This is a genomic window from Bacillus sp. FSL W8-1143, from assembly GCF_037965155.1.
In the GTDB taxonomy this organism is placed as follows: domain Bacteria; phylum Bacillota; class Bacilli; order Bacillales; family Bacillaceae; genus Bacillus; species Bacillus pumilus.
This window is the reverse complement of record NZ_CP150182.1, coordinates 171,449-186,175: the sequence shown is the minus strand read 5'-3', so window position 1 is coordinate 186,175 and position 14,727 is coordinate 171,449. Positions and strand designations below refer to the sequence as shown.

At 42.4% G+C, this 14,727-nt stretch carries 14 protein-coding genes, 7 tRNA genes and 1 rRNA gene; 7 read left to right on the top strand and 15 right to left on the bottom strand.

What is annotated here, in order from left to right; translation table 11 throughout:
* Positions 1 to 61: 61 nt before the first annotated feature.
* From rsiW to NSQ36_RS01050, 8 genes are all read right to left on the bottom strand, one after another.
* Complete coding sequence (gene rsiW / locus NSQ36_RS01085) at positions 62 to 688, bottom strand: anti-sigma-W factor RsiW (protein ID WP_034664492.1); 627 nt, start codon at positions 686 to 688, stop codon at positions 62 to 64.
* A 14-nt stretch (positions 689 to 702) separates the two neighbouring features.
* Positions 703 to 1,266 (bottom strand): RNA polymerase sigma factor SigW, encoded by a 564-nt coding sequence (sigW, locus tag NSQ36_RS01080; protein WP_034664426.1) that lies wholly within the window; start codon positions 1,264 to 1,266, stop codon positions 703 to 705.
* A gap of 183 nt (positions 1,267 to 1,449) precedes the next feature.
* Positions 1,450 to 2,361 (bottom strand): arginase, encoded by a 912-nt coding sequence (gene rocF, locus NSQ36_RS01075; RefSeq protein ID WP_050943445.1) that lies wholly within the window; start codon positions 2,359 to 2,361, stop codon positions 1,450 to 1,452.
* Between the two features lie 136 nt (positions 2,362 to 2,497).
* A tRNA-Gln gene (locus tag NSQ36_RS01070) sits at positions 2,498 to 2,569 on the bottom strand.
* Positions 2,570 to 2,573: 4 nt separating this feature from the next.
* Positions 2,574 to 2,658 (bottom strand) — tRNA-Tyr (locus tag NSQ36_RS01065).
* Between the two features lie 28 nt (positions 2,659 to 2,686).
* A tRNA-Thr gene (locus NSQ36_RS01060) sits at positions 2,687 to 2,759 on the bottom strand.
* Between the two features lie 3 nt (positions 2,760 to 2,762).
* A tRNA-Val gene (locus NSQ36_RS01055) sits at positions 2,763 to 2,838 on the bottom strand.
* A 7-nt stretch (positions 2,839 to 2,845) separates the two neighbouring features.
* Positions 2,846 to 2,920, bottom strand: a tRNA-Glu gene (locus NSQ36_RS01050).
* A gap of 221 nt (positions 2,921 to 3,141) precedes the next feature.
* On the opposite strand from NSQ36_RS01050, the gene murQ reads away from it, so the two are divergent.
* Genes murQ through NSQ36_RS01020 form a run of 6 tightly spaced genes read left to right on the top strand, consistent with a single transcriptional unit; the run spans position 3,142 to position 10,874 of the window.
* Positions 3,142 to 4,053, top strand: coding sequence for an N-acetylmuramic acid 6-phosphate etherase (gene murQ / locus NSQ36_RS01045; RefSeq protein WP_251191226.1), 912 nt, complete (start codon positions 3,142 to 3,144; stop codon positions 4,051 to 4,053).
* A 14-nt stretch (positions 4,054 to 4,067) separates the two neighbouring features.
* Positions 4,068 to 4,937: a MurR/RpiR family transcriptional regulator gene (locus NSQ36_RS01040; protein ID WP_061406532.1), complete on the top strand. Its 870-nt coding sequence runs from the start codon at positions 4,068 to 4,070 to the stop codon at positions 4,935 to 4,937.
* Positions 4,934 to 6,307, top strand: coding sequence for a PTS transporter subunit EIIC (locus NSQ36_RS01035; RefSeq protein ID WP_050943451.1), 1,374 nt, complete (start codon positions 4,934 to 4,936; stop codon positions 6,305 to 6,307). The genes NSQ36_RS01040 and NSQ36_RS01035 overlap by 4 nt, the downstream gene beginning before the upstream one ends.
* 19 nt (positions 6,308 to 6,326) lie before the next feature.
* On the top strand, positions 6,327 to 7,682 hold the full coding sequence (pbp4b, locus tag NSQ36_RS01030) for a penicillin binding protein PBP4B (protein ID WP_226804579.1): 1,356 nt from the start codon (positions 6,327 to 6,329) through the stop codon (positions 7,680 to 7,682).
* Between the two features lie 13 nt (positions 7,683 to 7,695).
* Positions 7,696 to 9,615 carry a glycoside hydrolase family 3 protein gene (locus NSQ36_RS01025; RefSeq protein WP_268459835.1) on the top strand — a complete coding sequence of 640 codons (1,920 nt, stop codon included), beginning with the start codon at positions 7,696 to 7,698 and terminating at the stop codon, positions 9,613 to 9,615.
* Positions 9,616 to 9,626: 11 nt separating this feature from the next.
* A complete protein-coding gene (locus NSQ36_RS01020) occupies positions 9,627 to 10,874 on the top strand; it encodes a DUF1343 domain-containing protein (RefSeq protein WP_251191228.1) in 1,248 nt (415 codons plus the stop codon).
* A 39-nt stretch (positions 10,875 to 10,913) separates the two neighbouring features.
* Here the strand turns inward: NSQ36_RS01020 and NSQ36_RS01015 are convergent, their stop codons facing one another.
* The 4 genes from NSQ36_RS01015 to NSQ36_RS01000 all read right to left on the bottom strand — a co-directional run bounded on the left by NSQ36_RS01015 (position 10,914) and on the right by NSQ36_RS01000 (position 13,509).
* Positions 10,914 to 11,879 carry a bile acid:sodium symporter family protein gene (locus NSQ36_RS01015; RefSeq protein ID WP_251191229.1) on the bottom strand — a complete coding sequence of 322 codons (966 nt, stop codon included), beginning with the start codon at positions 11,877 to 11,879 and terminating at the stop codon, positions 10,914 to 10,916.
* Positions 11,880 to 11,940: 61 nt separating this feature from the next.
* Complete coding sequence (locus tag NSQ36_RS01010) at positions 11,941 to 12,132, bottom strand: hypothetical protein (RefSeq protein WP_251191230.1); 192 nt, start codon at positions 12,130 to 12,132, stop codon at positions 11,941 to 11,943.
* A gap of 237 nt (positions 12,133 to 12,369) precedes the next feature.
* Positions 12,370 to 13,335 carry a flagellin Hag gene (gene hag, locus NSQ36_RS01005; RefSeq protein ID WP_339206502.1) on the bottom strand — a complete coding sequence of 322 codons (966 nt, stop codon included), beginning with the start codon at positions 13,333 to 13,335 and terminating at the stop codon, positions 12,370 to 12,372.
* A gap of 6 nt (positions 13,336 to 13,341) precedes the next feature.
* On the bottom strand, positions 13,342 to 13,509 hold the full coding sequence (locus NSQ36_RS01000) for a hypothetical protein (protein ID WP_212046752.1): 168 nt from the start codon (positions 13,507 to 13,509) through the stop codon (positions 13,342 to 13,344).
* 212 nt (positions 13,510 to 13,721) lie between these two features.
* On the opposite strand from NSQ36_RS01000, the gene NSQ36_RS00995 reads away from it, so the two are divergent.
* Entirely contained in the window at positions 13,722 to 13,844 is a 123-nt protein-coding gene (locus tag NSQ36_RS00995) for a hypothetical protein (RefSeq protein WP_267875493.1), read from the top strand.
* A 567-nt stretch (positions 13,845 to 14,411) separates the two neighbouring features.
* On the opposite strand, the gene NSQ36_RS00990 is transcribed toward NSQ36_RS00995, so the two are convergent.
* The 3 genes from NSQ36_RS00990 to rrf all read right to left on the bottom strand — a co-directional run bounded on the left by NSQ36_RS00990 (position 14,412) and on the right by rrf (position 14,718).
* A tRNA-Thr gene (locus NSQ36_RS00990) sits at positions 14,412 to 14,484 on the bottom strand.
* A gap of 1 nt (position 14,485) precedes the next feature.
* Positions 14,486 to 14,560, bottom strand: a tRNA-Asn gene (locus NSQ36_RS00985).
* A 42-nt stretch (positions 14,561 to 14,602) separates the two neighbouring features.
* Positions 14,603 to 14,718: ribosomal RNA gene (gene rrf / locus NSQ36_RS00980) — 5S ribosomal RNA — on the bottom strand.
* Positions 14,719 to 14,727 lie beyond the last annotated feature (9 nt).

Below are 14,727 nucleotides of genomic sequence, written 5' to 3'. Positions count from 1 at the left end.
ATTCTGACCTATAATATAGAAAAAGAGCAGCCCCTAAAGAGACTGCTCTCGACCCGTATAATTACTTTTGCTCCTCTGGTCCAATGACCCGCATCACATTTTGTGCTGTAGATTTCATTTTGTACCAAATCCAATCAAACACTTCATTAATTTCATTAATTTGACCAGTGACTTGTCCGGCAGAAGCAGTCAGCTGTTCCCCATTGACGACGGTGACATTTCCATCAACCTTGCCTTCTACAATCAGCTTGCCATTTTTGACAGTGACATCACCTTTTACGGTTTCCCCTTTAGGTACGGTCACTGTATCATTTACAACGACGAGATTCGGCTGCTTCGACACACTGAAATTATGATCCGTATTCCAGCTTGTAAACAGACTGCCTCCCATCAAAATGAGAAAGAGGGCAGCGGCCACCATCAGCGGATGAGCTTTGATCCATCTTTGAACCGACACACGCTTTTTTTCCTTTGGAAGACCTGCCATCACCTTTGCAGTGAAATCAGTCGGTGCTTCTATATGAGATGTACTCTGCACAAGCGCGATGGATTTCTCAATTTGTTGAAAATGAGTACGGCACTCCTCACACGATTGCAGATGGCTTTTTAATTCTTTTTCGTCTTGGGGCTCAATGTCCCCGTCTAAATACTGATGCATAAGCAGGACGATTTTTTCCTGACAACTCATCAAAATCACCTCACTCAAAGGTCTCTCAACTGTTTCCGGAGAGCCTCTCTACCCCTGTGTATTCTCGTTTTCACCGTACCAACAGGTATATTTAGAATCTCACTAATTTCTTTTAACGAGAGTTCATCAATATACTTTAATACGATGACCGAACGATATTTATCGGGTAATCTTAGAATTTTTTGCTGAATGGTACTCGATAATTCAAGAGACACCACCTCTTCCTCTGGCAAAATGCCATCAGCAGCAATTTGAGAATACATATTCAATCCTTCTGTTCCTGCCACCTCTGCATCTAAATAATAATCCGGCTTTTTTTTGCGAATACGATCGATGGTCAGGTTGGTTGCAATGCGGTACAGCCACGTAGAAAACTTACGATTCACATCAAAGCTTTCAATATTCACATAGGCACGAATAAACGCCTCCTGTGCAATATCCTCTGCTTCGTGTGCATTCCCAAGCATACGGTAGCACAGCTGATAAATTTTGTCTTTATACAGGTCTACGATGTCTGCAAATGCGTTCTGGTCGCCTTTTTTCACTTGCTTAATTCTCTTTTTAATCATTGTGTCCATAGTATATTCAACCTCTGCCTTCACCGGTCTTTATGTATACGAACCTCTTTCCAAAAGGTTTCATTCTCCTCTAAAAAATAGTGTAACAAATTTTTGACAGCGTGTTACGCATATCCACTGGTAAAAACCTTAATATATCCTTAAATTTTCCGAAAATAAAAAAGAACGGGAACAAATCCCGCTCTACAATAGCTTTTCGCCCATTAACGATCCAATTAATGCAACAGCTGCTTCGGCTGTTTTATTTTTTTCATCCAAAACCGGGTTCACCTCAACAAATTCAGCTGAAGTCAAAATACCGGCTTCTTCTAAAAGCTCCATAGCAAGATGACTCTCCCGGTAGCTAATGCCGCCTGCCACAGGAGTTCCTACACCAGGACACTCGGCTGGATCTAATCCATCTAAATCAAGAGACAGGTGGACACCATCTGTTCTTTCCTTTAAATATGCAATCGCTTCCTCCATCACCCTTGTCATCCCTAAACGATCTATTTCATGCATCGTATACACTTTAATGCCTTTATCTCTAATCAACGCCCGCTCTCCTTCATCTAAGGATCGAGCACCAATTAAAACAACATTCTCAGGCTTCAATTTTGGAGAATAGCCGCCAATATTCGTTAAATCCGCATGGCCAAGGCCAAGACTGACTGCAAGCGGCATACCATGTATATTTCCAGAAGGAGAGGTTTCCTCTGTATTTAAATCACCGTGTGCATCATACCAAATGACACCTAAGTTTTCATAGTGCTTCGATACACCAGCAAGTGTGCCAATGGCAATGCTATGATCACCGCCTAAAATGAGCGGGAATGAGCCTGATTGCACAATACTGTCAACCTTCTCAGCCAGCAGCTGATTCGCACCAGCATTCTCCGTTAAGTTTTTTAGCTTTTCACTTGTATATAAACCTTTTTCATCATCTCTTTGTTCAACCGGAATATCCCCGAGATCCTCCACATCAAATGAAAGCGATTCCAATTTTTCTTTTACGCCTGCACACCGAATCGCACTTGGTCCCATATCGACGCCCCTTCTCATTTGACCCAAATCCATCGGAACCCCGACAAGCGTGACCTTCTTTTGATCTCCCATATGTACATCCCCTTTCCGTTCATGCTTATATTTTACTTTCTCGGTGCCTTCTGACTCAACTCAACAATATTTTGAATAGTTATACATTCCGCCTGCCAACATAAAAAAAGACACCTTTTTGAAAAAGGTGTCTTAACTGGGCTAGCTGGATTCGAACCAACGCATGACGGAGTCAAAGTCCGTTGCCTTACCGCTTGGCTATAGCCCAAAAATGGTGGAGGGGGGCGGATTCGAACCGCCGAACCCGGAGGGAGCGGATTTACAGTCCGCCGCGTTTAGCCACTTCGCTACCCCTCCACATATGAAATTGATAAAGAAAAAACAGTGCCGGCAAGAGGACTTGAACCCCCAACCTACTGATTACAAGTCAGTTGCTCTACCAGTTGAGCTACACCGGCATATGGTGGAGGATGACGGGCTCGAACCGCCGACCCTCTGCTTGTAAGGCAGATGCTCTCCCAGCTGAGCTAATCCTCCAAATCAATGGTGACCCGTACGGGATTCGAACCCGTGTTACCGCCGTGAAAGGGCGGTGTCTTAACCGCTTGACCAACGGGCCAATTTGTCAAGTTTGACTGTTTCCGTGAAGCTGACAAAAGTTATTATATACAGGTTGTCCCCCTTTTGTAAAGGGGATTTTTATTTTTTTTATTTTCTAACTATTTACCTTTGATTAGCACCACTTTTTCACTGAAATATAATTTCAGTATTTAAATATAATGTTGAAATTTCATATCATACTGAATATACTGAAAATGAAGAAATAAGGAGGAATGTCGCATGCAGCCATCTCAATTGCGTTCTTTGACAACAGAATCAAGAAATCCTAACACAATGGGAATATCACAAGCAGATCCACTCGAAATGCTCCAAATGATTAATGAAGAAGATATGAAGGTCGCTCAAGCAGTCAACCGTGTCCTACCACATGTCAAAACAGCAAGTGACTTCGCCTATGAATCCATCTCAAATGGGGGCAGACTCGTTTATTTAGGAGCCGGGACAAGCGGCAGACTTGGCGTGATGGATGCTGTCGAATGTCCCCCTACCTATAGCGTCTCACCTGATGTGATTGTCGGCATCATGGCAGGCGGAGACACTGCTTTTTCACATGCTGCCGAAGATGTGGAAGACAGTGAAGAAGCCGGCAAACAGGATTTAGTACACATTCACCTGACATCAAAAGATACAGTCGTCGGTATCGCCGCCAGCGGTAGGACACCCTACATCATCGGCGCTTTAAACTACGCTAAATCCATCGGCGCAAAAACAGTAGCCCTCAGCTGTAATGAACAATCAAAAATTAGCGAACTGGCAGACTGCGCCATTGAAGTCATTGTAGGACCTGAAGCCATCACCGGGTCAACACGAATGAAAGCCGCATCCGCTCATAAAATGATTTTAAATATGCTTTCCACCTCTGTCATGATCAGACAAGGAAAAGTATATGAAAACCTGATGGTTGATGTAAAAGTCAGCAATCATAAATTAAAAGAACGCGCCATCACCATCATTCAACATGTGACAAACGCTCCCTACGAACAAGCCGTGAAAACGCTTGAAGCGGCAGACTTAGAAGTCAAAACTGCCATCGTCATGCTCCAAACAAACACAGATAAGAAAACAGCCAAGGATTTGCTCAACAAAACGAATGGTCATATCGACAAAGCCATCTCACACCATCAATCCTAAAGGAGGCAGAGCTCATGTCAGCAGGTGGACTCACCCTACTACACACAATGAAAGCAAAGCTCCCCCAATCTGAAAAAATCATTGCAGACTATATCCTTGCCCATCCTGACAAAGTCATTAAAAGCACAGTACATGAGATCAGTCAGGCAGCCGGTGCAAGCAGCTCTGCAGTCATCCGCCTTTGTAAATCTCTCGGTCTAGATGGCTATCACGATTTAAAAATGCGAATCGCTGGAGACTTGATGCATAGCGATAAACAAGGCTACCGTGATATCGAACAAGATGAACCAATTCAATCCATAATTCAAAAAACAGCAGGAAACTCGATTCAATCGATTAAGGATACTGCTTCTATTTTAAATGCAGATGCGTTAGAAAAGGCTGTTCAATTACTGCTGCATGCAAACCAAATCCATTTTATCGGCGTCGGTGCATCTGGCATCGTCGCAGCGGATGCCCAGCAGAAATTTCTCAGAATCAATTATGCAGCGACTGCCTTCACTGACATGCACATCGCATCAACGGTCATCGCAAATGCAGGAAAGAATGACATCGTGTTCGGTATATCCTTTTCAGGAGAAACGTTAGATATCATTCAAGCCCTTCAGCTCGCAAAAGACAATCAAGTCAAAACCATTGCCTTGACGCATCCAGGTCAAACAAGCGTTTCTGCCTTATGTGACGTTCACCTATCGACGTCCGGTTCCAATGAAGCACCTTTTCGCAGTGCAGCCACTTCCTCTAGAATGGCACAGCTCTACTTAATTGATGTCTTGTTCCTCAGCTTAGCTTCCCGTCAATATGAAGAGACAGCGCAATATATTGACAAAACAAGACATGCCATCCGCTCCATGAAACGAAAAACAAAGGGGGATTCAACATGAGTCATCAAACGAAATATCAGCAGTTGGCGAAAGACATTCTTTCTCTCTGTGGTGGTTCTGAAAACATTTCTTCCCATACACATTGTATGACGCGTCTCCGAATTACACCGATTGACAATGAACAAGTTCAGATCAATGCAATCAAAGAACTCGATGGCGTCATTGGAGTCGTCGAGGCAGAAACGCTGCAAATTATCTTAGGTACTGGTGTTGTCAACCAAGTATCAAGTGCGTTTGAACAACTGCTAAATGCCTCTGGCTCCTATGATTTAAACAACGAAGCACAAAAAAACAAGCAAGCCATTTCACAAAAGAACCGCACACCGTTCAAGCTGTTCTTACGACGAATTGCCAGCATTTTTATTCCTATCATTCCAGCACTCGTTGCATCAGGTCTTATTACAGGGATTACAAAAGCAATCGTGCAAGCGGGCTGGCTTGATGGAAAGTCTCAAGCAGCGATCATTTTAACCGTTATTGGTTCAGGCTTGTTCGCATATCTCGGTATATTAGTCGGAACAAATGCCGCAAAGGAGTTTGGGGGCTCTCCTGCATTAGGCGCATTAGCTGGTATCCTCATTATTAATCCAGCCTCCGCAGATATTATGCTATTTGGCACAAATATTCTACCAGGCAGAGGCGGTCTCATCGGTGTTCTTCTAGCTGCCATCTTTATGGCGCTTGTGGAAACAAGAATCAGACGCTTCGTCCCGCAATCACTTGATATCATCGTCACACCAACCATCACACTACTCATTACAGGCATTTTTACGTACGTTGTCTTCATGCCAGTCGGCGGATTTATATCTGATGCCATTACCTCAGGATTAACTTATCTATTAAATATGGGCGGAATCTTCGCTGGATTTATTCTTGGTGCGACCTTCCTTCCACTTGTTGTAACAGGACTTCACCAAGGACTGACACCGATTCATATGGAACTCATTAATTCCATAGGAGATGACCCGCTTTTGCCGATTCTCGCTATGGGCGGTGCAGGACAGGTAGGTGCGGCATTCGCCATTTATATGAAGACAAAAAAGAAAAAACTCAAAAGGGCCATCGCAGGTGGACTTCCTTCAGGGATGCTTGGCATTGGTGAACCACTCATTTTCGGTGTCACACTCCCGCTGGGACGACCATTTCTCACCGCTTGTCTTGGCGCTGGAATCGGCGGAGCATTTCAAGCCTACTTCCAAATTGCAACGAAGGCGATTGGTGTATCAGGTCTCCCATTAACCTTTATTGTTCACGCACATCAAATGCTTCTTTACTTAATCGGACTCTTTATTGCATATGTCGCTGGATTTATTTTCACATACTTATTTGGTTTTCATGATGATATGGCTGTTGAATTTGAGGAAAAATAAGCAATAGGAGGTCTAACTCTTGAAGAAATACTTTCTCTTAATGACAAGTCTGCTCATGCTCCTTGGATTACCAGCACAAACATTTGCAACTAGCTCCCATCCTGTATCGTCTTTGTCTAAAACAGCACCTGAAGAATACCCCGTCTTAAAAAAGGCAAAACGACCGGAACAAGTTGGTTTTTCTTCTAGGCAGCTTAGGAAGGTTGATCACATGATTCAAAACGATATCAAAGCAGGATTTCCAGGAGCCGCACTCATCATCATCAAAGACGGAAAAATCGTCCATCAAAAAGCCTATGGCTACAGGCAAAAATACGAAGGCACAACGGAACTCAAATCCTATAAGAAAATGAAAAAGAACACTCTGTTCGACTTAGCATCCAACACCAAAATGTATGCGACCAACTATGCCCTGCAAAAGCTTGTCTACGAGAAAAAACTGAATGTGAATGAAAAAATACAAGCCATCCTGCCAGATTTTAAAGATGAACCAGATGCAAAGGTAACCGGCAAAGATCAGCTCCGTGTAAAAGATCTTCTGACCCATTCTGCCGGACTCCCTTCCAGTGTTTTATTTTATAGCAAAGAAGCAGCCGGCACCTTTTTCTCTCAAGATAGAAAGACAACGATGAAATGGCTGCCGAAGGTGCCTCTGCAATACAAACCAGGTACCCAGCACATTTATAGTGACATTGATTACATGCTGTTAGGCATGATCATTGAGAAAAAAACAGGCATGCCTCTTGATCAATATGTAGAGTCGACAATCTATCGGCCGCTAGGTCTCAAACACACAATGTTCAATCCACTGCAAAAAGGATTCAAACCGAAGCATTTTGCAGCAACCGAACGTTTAGGTAATTCGCGAGATGGTGTCATTGATTTTGAAAACATTCGCAGATACACCTTGCTAGGGGAAGTCCATGATGAAAAAGCATATTACTCAATGGCAGGAATTTCTGGTCATGCTGGACTTTTCTCTAACATATCAGACATGGCCGTGCTGCTCCAGCTCATGCTGAACAAAGGAGGCTATGGAAAAACAACCATCTTTGATCAAGCTTCTATCGATCTCTTTACAGCCTCTTCTGATACAAACCCAACATACGGGCTAGGCTGGCGAAAAAACGGTCATACTGACATGGAATGGATGTTTGGAAAATATGCAAGTAACGAAGCCTATGGACATACTGGCTGGACCGGAACGATGACATTGATTGATCCAAAACATAATCTAGGTATCGTCTTGCTGACAAATAAGAAACATTCGCCTGTCGTTTCACCTGAAACCAACCCAAATCAATTTGAAGGTGACCTTTTCCCAACTGGCACTTATGGAAGCATCATGACCGCAATCTACGAATCTTTTAAGTAAAAGGAGGAATTCGATGTTAAAAGCACTTTTCCCCGCTGCTTTGGTTTTAGCTCTGCTAACCTCTTCCATTCCAACGGAAAAGGTTAGCTCTGCCCCTCTTTCAACCGCAAAACAAATGGTACAAAACATGTCTTTGGATGAAAAGATAGGTCAAATGCTTATGCCAGACTTTCGTAATTGGCAAACAAAAGATGAATCCGCACCTACAGGCTTAACAAAGATGAATAAAGAAGTATCCCATCTTGTAGAAAAATATCATCTAGGCGGTGTCATCTTATTTGCGGAGAATGTCGTTGATACGAAACAAACCGTCAAACTCACCCATGAATTTCAAAAAGCATCACCAAAGATTCCATTACTCATTTCAATTGATCAAGAAGGTGGAATCGTCACAAGATTACAAAAGGGAACACATTTCCCAGGAAATATGTCGATTGGTGCCTCTAGAAGCACGAAAAATGCATACGACACAGGGAAAATCATCGGTAAGGAATTAAACGCACTAGGGATCAATACAAACTTCTCTCCTGTGCTAGATGTGAATAATAACCCAAACAACCCCGTCATTGGTGTCCGTTCCTTTAGCTCTGACCCTGCCCTTGTCACAAGGCTTGGCCTTCAAACCATGAAGGGACTTCAAAAGGAGAAGACGATTTCGACACTAAAGCATTTCCCGGGACATGGTGATACAGCCGTCGATAGTCACTACGGCTTGCCGCTCGTAGAACATGATCTAGATCGTTTAAAAAAAGTTGAACTCTATCCATTTCAACAAGCCATCAACGCTGGTGCGGATATGGTCATGACCGCTCATGTTCAATTTCCCGCCATTGATGATACAACATATAAAAGCAAAAAAGATGGCGAGGACATTATGGTTCCAGCAACCTTATCGAAAAAAGTCATCACACACTTATTAAAAGAAGAGATGGGCTTTCAAGGTGTTGTCGTAACAGACGCCCTAAATATGAAAGCGATTGCAGATAACTTCGGACAGGAAGAAGCCGTAGTGATGGCCATTAAGGCTGGCGTCGACATCGCCCTCATGCCAGCACCAGTCACCTCTCTTAAAACTGAGAAAAACCTTGAGAATGTGTTCAATGCTGTAAAACAGGCAATTGTAAAGAAAGAAATTCCGATGTCTCAAATCAACGAATCTGTTGAAAAAATTCTTCAATTGAAGATCAAACGAGGCATCATTTCTTCCAAAAAACCTATCACCCTTGAGAAAAAAATCAAAAAAGCCACTCAAGTCGTTGGGAAAAAATCGCACCGGAAAGCAGAACAAAAAATGGCGCGTGAAGGGATCACCCTGCTTAAAAACAACGATAAGACCCTACCCTTCAAGCCTAAAAAGAATGATAAAATCTTGGTCATGGCACCTTACGAAGATCAAACAAAAGCCATGTCTGTCACAATTGACTCTCTGATCAAACAAAAAAAGATTAAACCTGTACGTATCCAATCATATGCTTTTGCGGATAAGACCTTCAACAAAGAAACAGCCAGACTCATACAAGATGCTGACTATGTGATTACCGGCTCATACGTTGTCCAAAATGATCCAGCTGTGAATGATGGTGTGATTGATGACAATGTACAGGACCCGAAAAAATGGGCTACTGCTTTCCCGCGTGCTGTCATGAAAGAAGCTGCAGCACAAAACAAAAAAATGGTCATCATGAGCCTAAGAAACCCTTACGATGCTGCAAATTTTGAGGAGGCGGATGCCTTACTAGCTGTTTACGGTTTTAAGGGTTACTCAAACGGACAATTCAACCAGCCAAATATTCCTGCTGGGTTAGAAGTTATATTTGGCACTGCATCACCTAAAGGCAAACTGCCTGTAGATATCCCATCTGTCACTCATCAAAATCAAACCCTATATCCATTCGGCTATGGACTCAACTTGAAAGGGAAACAGATCAAATAGGAGGGATTCTCTTGAAAAAAACAGCAAGCTTCATACTCGCAAGCATTCTCATTATGAGCACATTGACCGCCGCCTCCCCCGCAAGCCAAGAACGAACAGATACAAAAGGAAAAAAAGCAACAGTCAAAACAGGGATTGAAACACTACTCTCAGGCAACCTTTCATGGTTAAAAGGGAAAAGGGTCGGCCTCATTACGAACCCAACTGGTATTGATGCAAATATGAAAAGCAGTGTCGATCTCCTATTTGAGCATCCAAATATTAAGCTTACTGCTCTATATGGACCTGAACATGGTGTGCGCGGCGATGCACAAGCAGGAGAAGGCGTCGAATCCTATACCGATGAAAAAACAGGTCTTCCTGTTTACTCCCTCTATGGAAAAACAAGAAAACCAACGCCTGACATGCTCAAAAATGTAGATGTCTTGCTGTTTGATATCCAAGATGTTGGCACTCGTTATTACACCTATATTTACACGATGGCCTATGCGATGGAGGCCGCTAAAGAAAACAACATTCCCTTTGTTGTCCTAGACCGTCCAAACCCTATTGGCGGACTAAAAGTAGAAGGCCCTGTATTAGAACCTGAGCACGCTTCATTTGTAGGGCTCTATCCAATACCATTAAGACATGGGATGACCACTGGTGAACTAGCAACATTCTTTAACAAAGAGTTTCATATCAATGCTGATGTCACAGTCATCAAAATGAAAAATTGGAAGCGTTCCTTGACGTTTGATGACACGAAGCTACCGTTCGTCCTTCCTTCACCTAACATGCCGACAGTGGATAGTACCTTTGTATATCCCGCCACAGGATTAATTGAAGGCACAAATGTCTCTGAAGGCAGAGGAACAACAAAACCGTTCGAGCTCATTGGCGCTCCGTATATCAATAGCAATGAGCTAGCAGATCATCTAAATCAATTAAAACTAAAGGGTGTGAAATTTAGACCCGTATCATTCACCCCCACTTTTTCTAAACATGCAGGGAAGCTATCACACGGTGTGCAGCTATACGTCACAGACCGCTCTTCATTCGAAGCGGTAAAAACAGGGTTATCCATCATTAAAGCCATACATGATTTATATCCAAAAGACTTTGAGTTCCTTCAAACAGGCAGCTTTGATAAACTCATCGGGAATGATTGGATCAAAGAAGAAATCAACCAAGGTACTTCTGTCAAACACCTCATGAAGCGTTATCATCACGACCTCAAATCGTTCGAAAAGAAACGGAAGAAATATCTCATCTATTAATTCGCAAAAAGACCTCCATCTCATAGGATGGAGGTCTTTTCATGATAAAGATTTAGTCACAGCAGGTGCCTTCAGCTCAAATCGATTGAGTAAAAAACCAAACAAGGCAGCAAGTACTTGCTGAAACAGCATGCCAATCACAACAGGGACAGCAACAGCAGGCGGGAAAAAGCTAATAGCAAGCACAGCCCCAGCACTAATATTTCTCATGCCGCCTGTATACACAATGGCCACAATTTCCCCTTGAGTACATTTCATCACCTTTCCAATCAACCACGCAAAAGCATACCCACTCATCGCAATGAAAAAGACAGTCGCTGCTTTGCTAAAAAATGCAGCATCCAGTTCACGCAAATATGGGGCGACAACAGAACTGTTAATCGATACGACAACAAACAAGCCTAATTTTGAAAAAGGAGCCAGGGTCTGACTCATTGTTTTCGTCACCGATGGCTTTGCATACTGACGAACAAGCATCCCTAAAATAGAGGGCAGCACCACCATACCGAACAGCCCTTTCATGATCGCCACCATGTCCATATGGACCTGTGTACCGACGAAAAGTGACAAGCTTACTGGAACAATCAATGGCGAAAGCAATGTATCAATTAAAATGATAGATAGCGTTAACCCGACATTCCCTTTATACATCGCCGCCCATATTAAACTAGACACACCTGTTGGAATCACCATCGCAAGAGTCAAACCGGTGATCGTCATAGAATCGCCCGCAAATATCAAATGCCCCGCTGACCAAGCATAAAGAGGCATCAGCACATGCAAAATCATAAACGATAAAATCAAAGGCAATGGGTGCATTACCGTATGCTTTAAAGCCGAAAAAGTAGAAGACAAACTCCCTGCAAAGGTCATAACAGCAAATACCCATGGCACCAAAAACGTAAAATCCCTTAAATAGGCCGCCAATAAAACACCGAATAACACACTAATAGGCGTAATAAGCGGCATCATCCGGCCGAGCACTTGGTTCAAACGCACAAGCATGCCGGCCACCTCCATCCTTCACTTTCTTACCTTTTCTATTGTAACAAACAGAAAGAACTTATTAAGAACCATTCGCCTGTTTCACAAGATTTCGACTTTGTGTATCCATTCCAACTACGTCTACTTGTACGCCAGCTGCTTGAAACTTTTCCTTTACACGTTCTATCGCTGGAGATCTTTCCCTGATGAACACTTGGATGAAGCGTCTTTTAGAACGATCAATAAAATGAAACATCGAACTGAATAAAGACAAACAAAAAAACCCTATATAAAGGGGCTTTTAGATTGTTGACAAAGTGCTAAAATGATTTTGATTTTAGCACTTTGTCTTCTTTTTTTCAGCGTGATAGAAAACCTTTGAAGTCTAGGAAGGACAGCTACTTTTGCGGAGCGAATTGAACATTCGTGAGCACCAGCGCGCAGACCTGACAACGAATGCGAGGGTTTGTCTACACGCTGAAAGCCCCTATATAAAGGGGCTTTTGGTTTATTAACGTAATAATTGAAGTACGTTTTGTGGCTGTTGATTCGCTTGTGCAAGCATAGCTTGAGAAGCTTGAGAAAGAATGTTGTTCTTAGTGAATTCACTCATTTCTTTAGCCATGTCAACGTCACGAATACGAGACTCAGCAGCAGTTAAGTTTTCAGCAGATGCACCCAAGTTGTTAATAGTGTGCTCTAGACGGTTTTGTACTGCACCAAGTTTTCCACGTTGAGCAGATACTTGGTTAATAGCTGCATCAACAATACTTAGTTGAGTATCAAAACCAACATCAGTAGCATCTGCTGCATTATCAGCAAACTTTCTTACATCGATGTCTTTAATAGCTTGATTCGCTACAATCCCATTAGCATCTTTAACTCCCAATGCATCTGTACTCATTTTATCAATATGAACTGAAATTTGTTGAGTTGCGTTAGCACCGATTTGGAACACTAAAGCATTACCACTTGCTGGGACTACAGGTGTACCGTTATCATCTGGATCATCTGGATCTCCCGGAATTGCCGGTGTTCCTGGGGTTCCTTTAAACGTACCATCTAATAATTTTTTACCATTAAACTCTGTACGATTTGAGATACCATCTACTTCTTCTTGTAAAGCTTCAATTTCATCTTGGATAGATTGAAGGTCAGACTCTTTATCCTGCGTACCAGTGTTTCCAGCTTGAACCACTAGTTCACGTACACGTTGAAGGATCGAGTGAGTTTCAGTCAATGCACCCTCAGCTGTTTGGATAAGAGAGATACCGTCCTGTGCGTTTTTAGAAGCCATTTCTAATCCGCGGATTTGTCCACGCATTTTTTCAGAGATGGCAAGACCTGCTGCGTCATCTCCTGCACGGTTGATTTTAAGACCAGAAGAAAGCTTCTCCATGTTCTTTTGGCTCGCACCGTTGTTTGCAGATAAACGGTTTAAAGTGTTAAGTGCTGCGATGTTGTGGTTAATTCTCATTTCTTATTACCTCCATGTAATTTTTTTCGAGAGCTTATCTGTTAAGTCCATTTGGATGAGAAGCTCTTCCTTAGAATTTCCGATTTCTAAGGCATGTGTATAGTAGTAACGCAGAGCACCTTTTGGCTCTCTAACTTTACTACCATATGTAACACCAGTTATGGCAATAATCATGAAATCTCCTTCTATTGATGCTCACCATAACAATGAGTATTGTGTTACCTACTATAGACAGACCTACCACATATTTTAGTTTGTGGAAATTATTAATTTCACAAATTCGACACATTTAACAAGCATATAAGGATGATAAAATTTAACCAACTGCGTTTTATGGAATATTAAGTAAAATGAAAATAATATATTACGAAAACAGGAGGAGAAACATGATTAGTGTAAAACCGTGTGGAAACAACACTTTTTCGTATACACTAGAATCACTCGATAAAGTAACAGAGAAAAGAAAAAGGATTTTAAGAGAAGGATTCACTTCAAAAGAAGAACAATGAAAGTTGCGAAAGCAAAAGAATTGCAACTCCACGGATTTTCAAACGATGAAAAATAAACATCAAAAAAGCCCCTATTCTCTATGGTCAGGGGCTTTACTTTTTTCATTTTTTCAATGCTTTTTGAAGAGCTGCTTTTGTTTTCGATCCGTTCCATCTCTTATGTGGCACAACGTTGGCCAATGAAATGCCTTGCTCTGTCATCAGCTGAACGAATTAGCATTATGCGTTCTCAACTACCTTTTCAAATTTAAATACATGGTGGGAGCGATTCGCAAAAAGGCACGATATAAGAAAATTCATTTGCATGATATGTGTCATACTCATGCTACTAAATCAAATCGGCATATACCTGGGTTTAATATCAAATCTGTCTCTCAGCGTTTAGGTCATGCGTATGTTAAAACAACTCTTGATACGTATACACATACGGTCTAGTGGCGGATGCTTTAACAAACTTATTGCAAATTCGATAATTGGTCCCCAATTTGTCCCCAAGCAATTAAAAAAGGACATAAAAAAAAGCCTTCTCATCATCGAGAAACCTTGTCAGATCAACATTTAGAGGAAAGCTTCCAAGCGGGCTCGAACCGCTGACCTCTTCCTTACCATGGAAGTGCTCTACCTACTGAGCTATGGAAGCATGGCTCCGCAGGTAGGACTCGAACCTACGACCGATCGGTTAACAGCCGATAGCTCTACCACTGAGCTACTGCGGAATGATAAAGTAACTTCTTCCATTGGAAGGATATAAACAAAAAGCTTGGCGGCGTCCTACTCTCACAGGGGGAGACCCCCAACTACCATCGGCGCTGAAGAGCTTAACTTCCGTGTTCGGTATGGGAACGGGTGTGACCTCTTCGCTATCGCCACCAAACCTGATGGA

Excerpts from the sequence above, each read along its gene's own strand:
- rsiW (WP_034664492.1), bottom strand. The coding sequence starts at position 688 with ATGAGTTGTCAGGAAAAAATCGTCCTGCTTATGCATCAGTATTTAGAC.
- sigW (WP_034664426.1), bottom strand. The coding sequence starts at position 1,266 with ATGGACACAATGATTAAAAAGAGAATTAAGCAAGTGAAAAAAGGCGAC.
- rocF (WP_050943445.1), bottom strand. The coding sequence starts at position 2,361 with ATGGGAGATCAAAAGAAGGTCACGCTTGTCGGGGTTCCGATGGATTTG.
- murQ (WP_251191226.1), top strand. The coding sequence starts at position 3,142 with ATGCAGCCATCTCAATTGCGTTCTTTGACAACAGAATCAAGAAATCCT.
- NSQ36_RS01040 (WP_061406532.1), top strand. The coding sequence starts at position 4,068 with ATGTCAGCAGGTGGACTCACCCTACTACACACAATGAAAGCAAAGCTC.
- NSQ36_RS01035 (WP_050943451.1), top strand. The coding sequence starts at position 4,934 with ATGAGTCATCAAACGAAATATCAGCAGTTGGCGAAAGACATTCTTTCT.
- NSQ36_RS01025 (WP_268459835.1), top strand. The coding sequence starts at position 7,696 with ATGTTAAAAGCACTTTTCCCCGCTGCTTTGGTTTTAGCTCTGCTAACC.
- NSQ36_RS01015 (WP_251191229.1), bottom strand. The coding sequence starts at position 11,879 with ATGCTTGTGCGTTTGAACCAAGTGCTCGGCCGGATGATGCCGCTTATT.
- hag (WP_339206502.1), bottom strand. The coding sequence starts at position 13,335 with ATGAGAATTAACCACAACATCGCAGCACTTAACACTTTAAACCGTTTA.
- NSQ36_RS01000 (WP_212046752.1), bottom strand. The coding sequence starts at position 13,509 with ATGATTATTGCCATAACTGGTGTTACATATGGTAGTAAAGTTAGAGAG.
- NSQ36_RS00995 (WP_267875493.1), top strand. The coding sequence starts at position 13,722 with ATGATTAGTGTAAAACCGTGTGGAAACAACACTTTTTCGTATACACTA.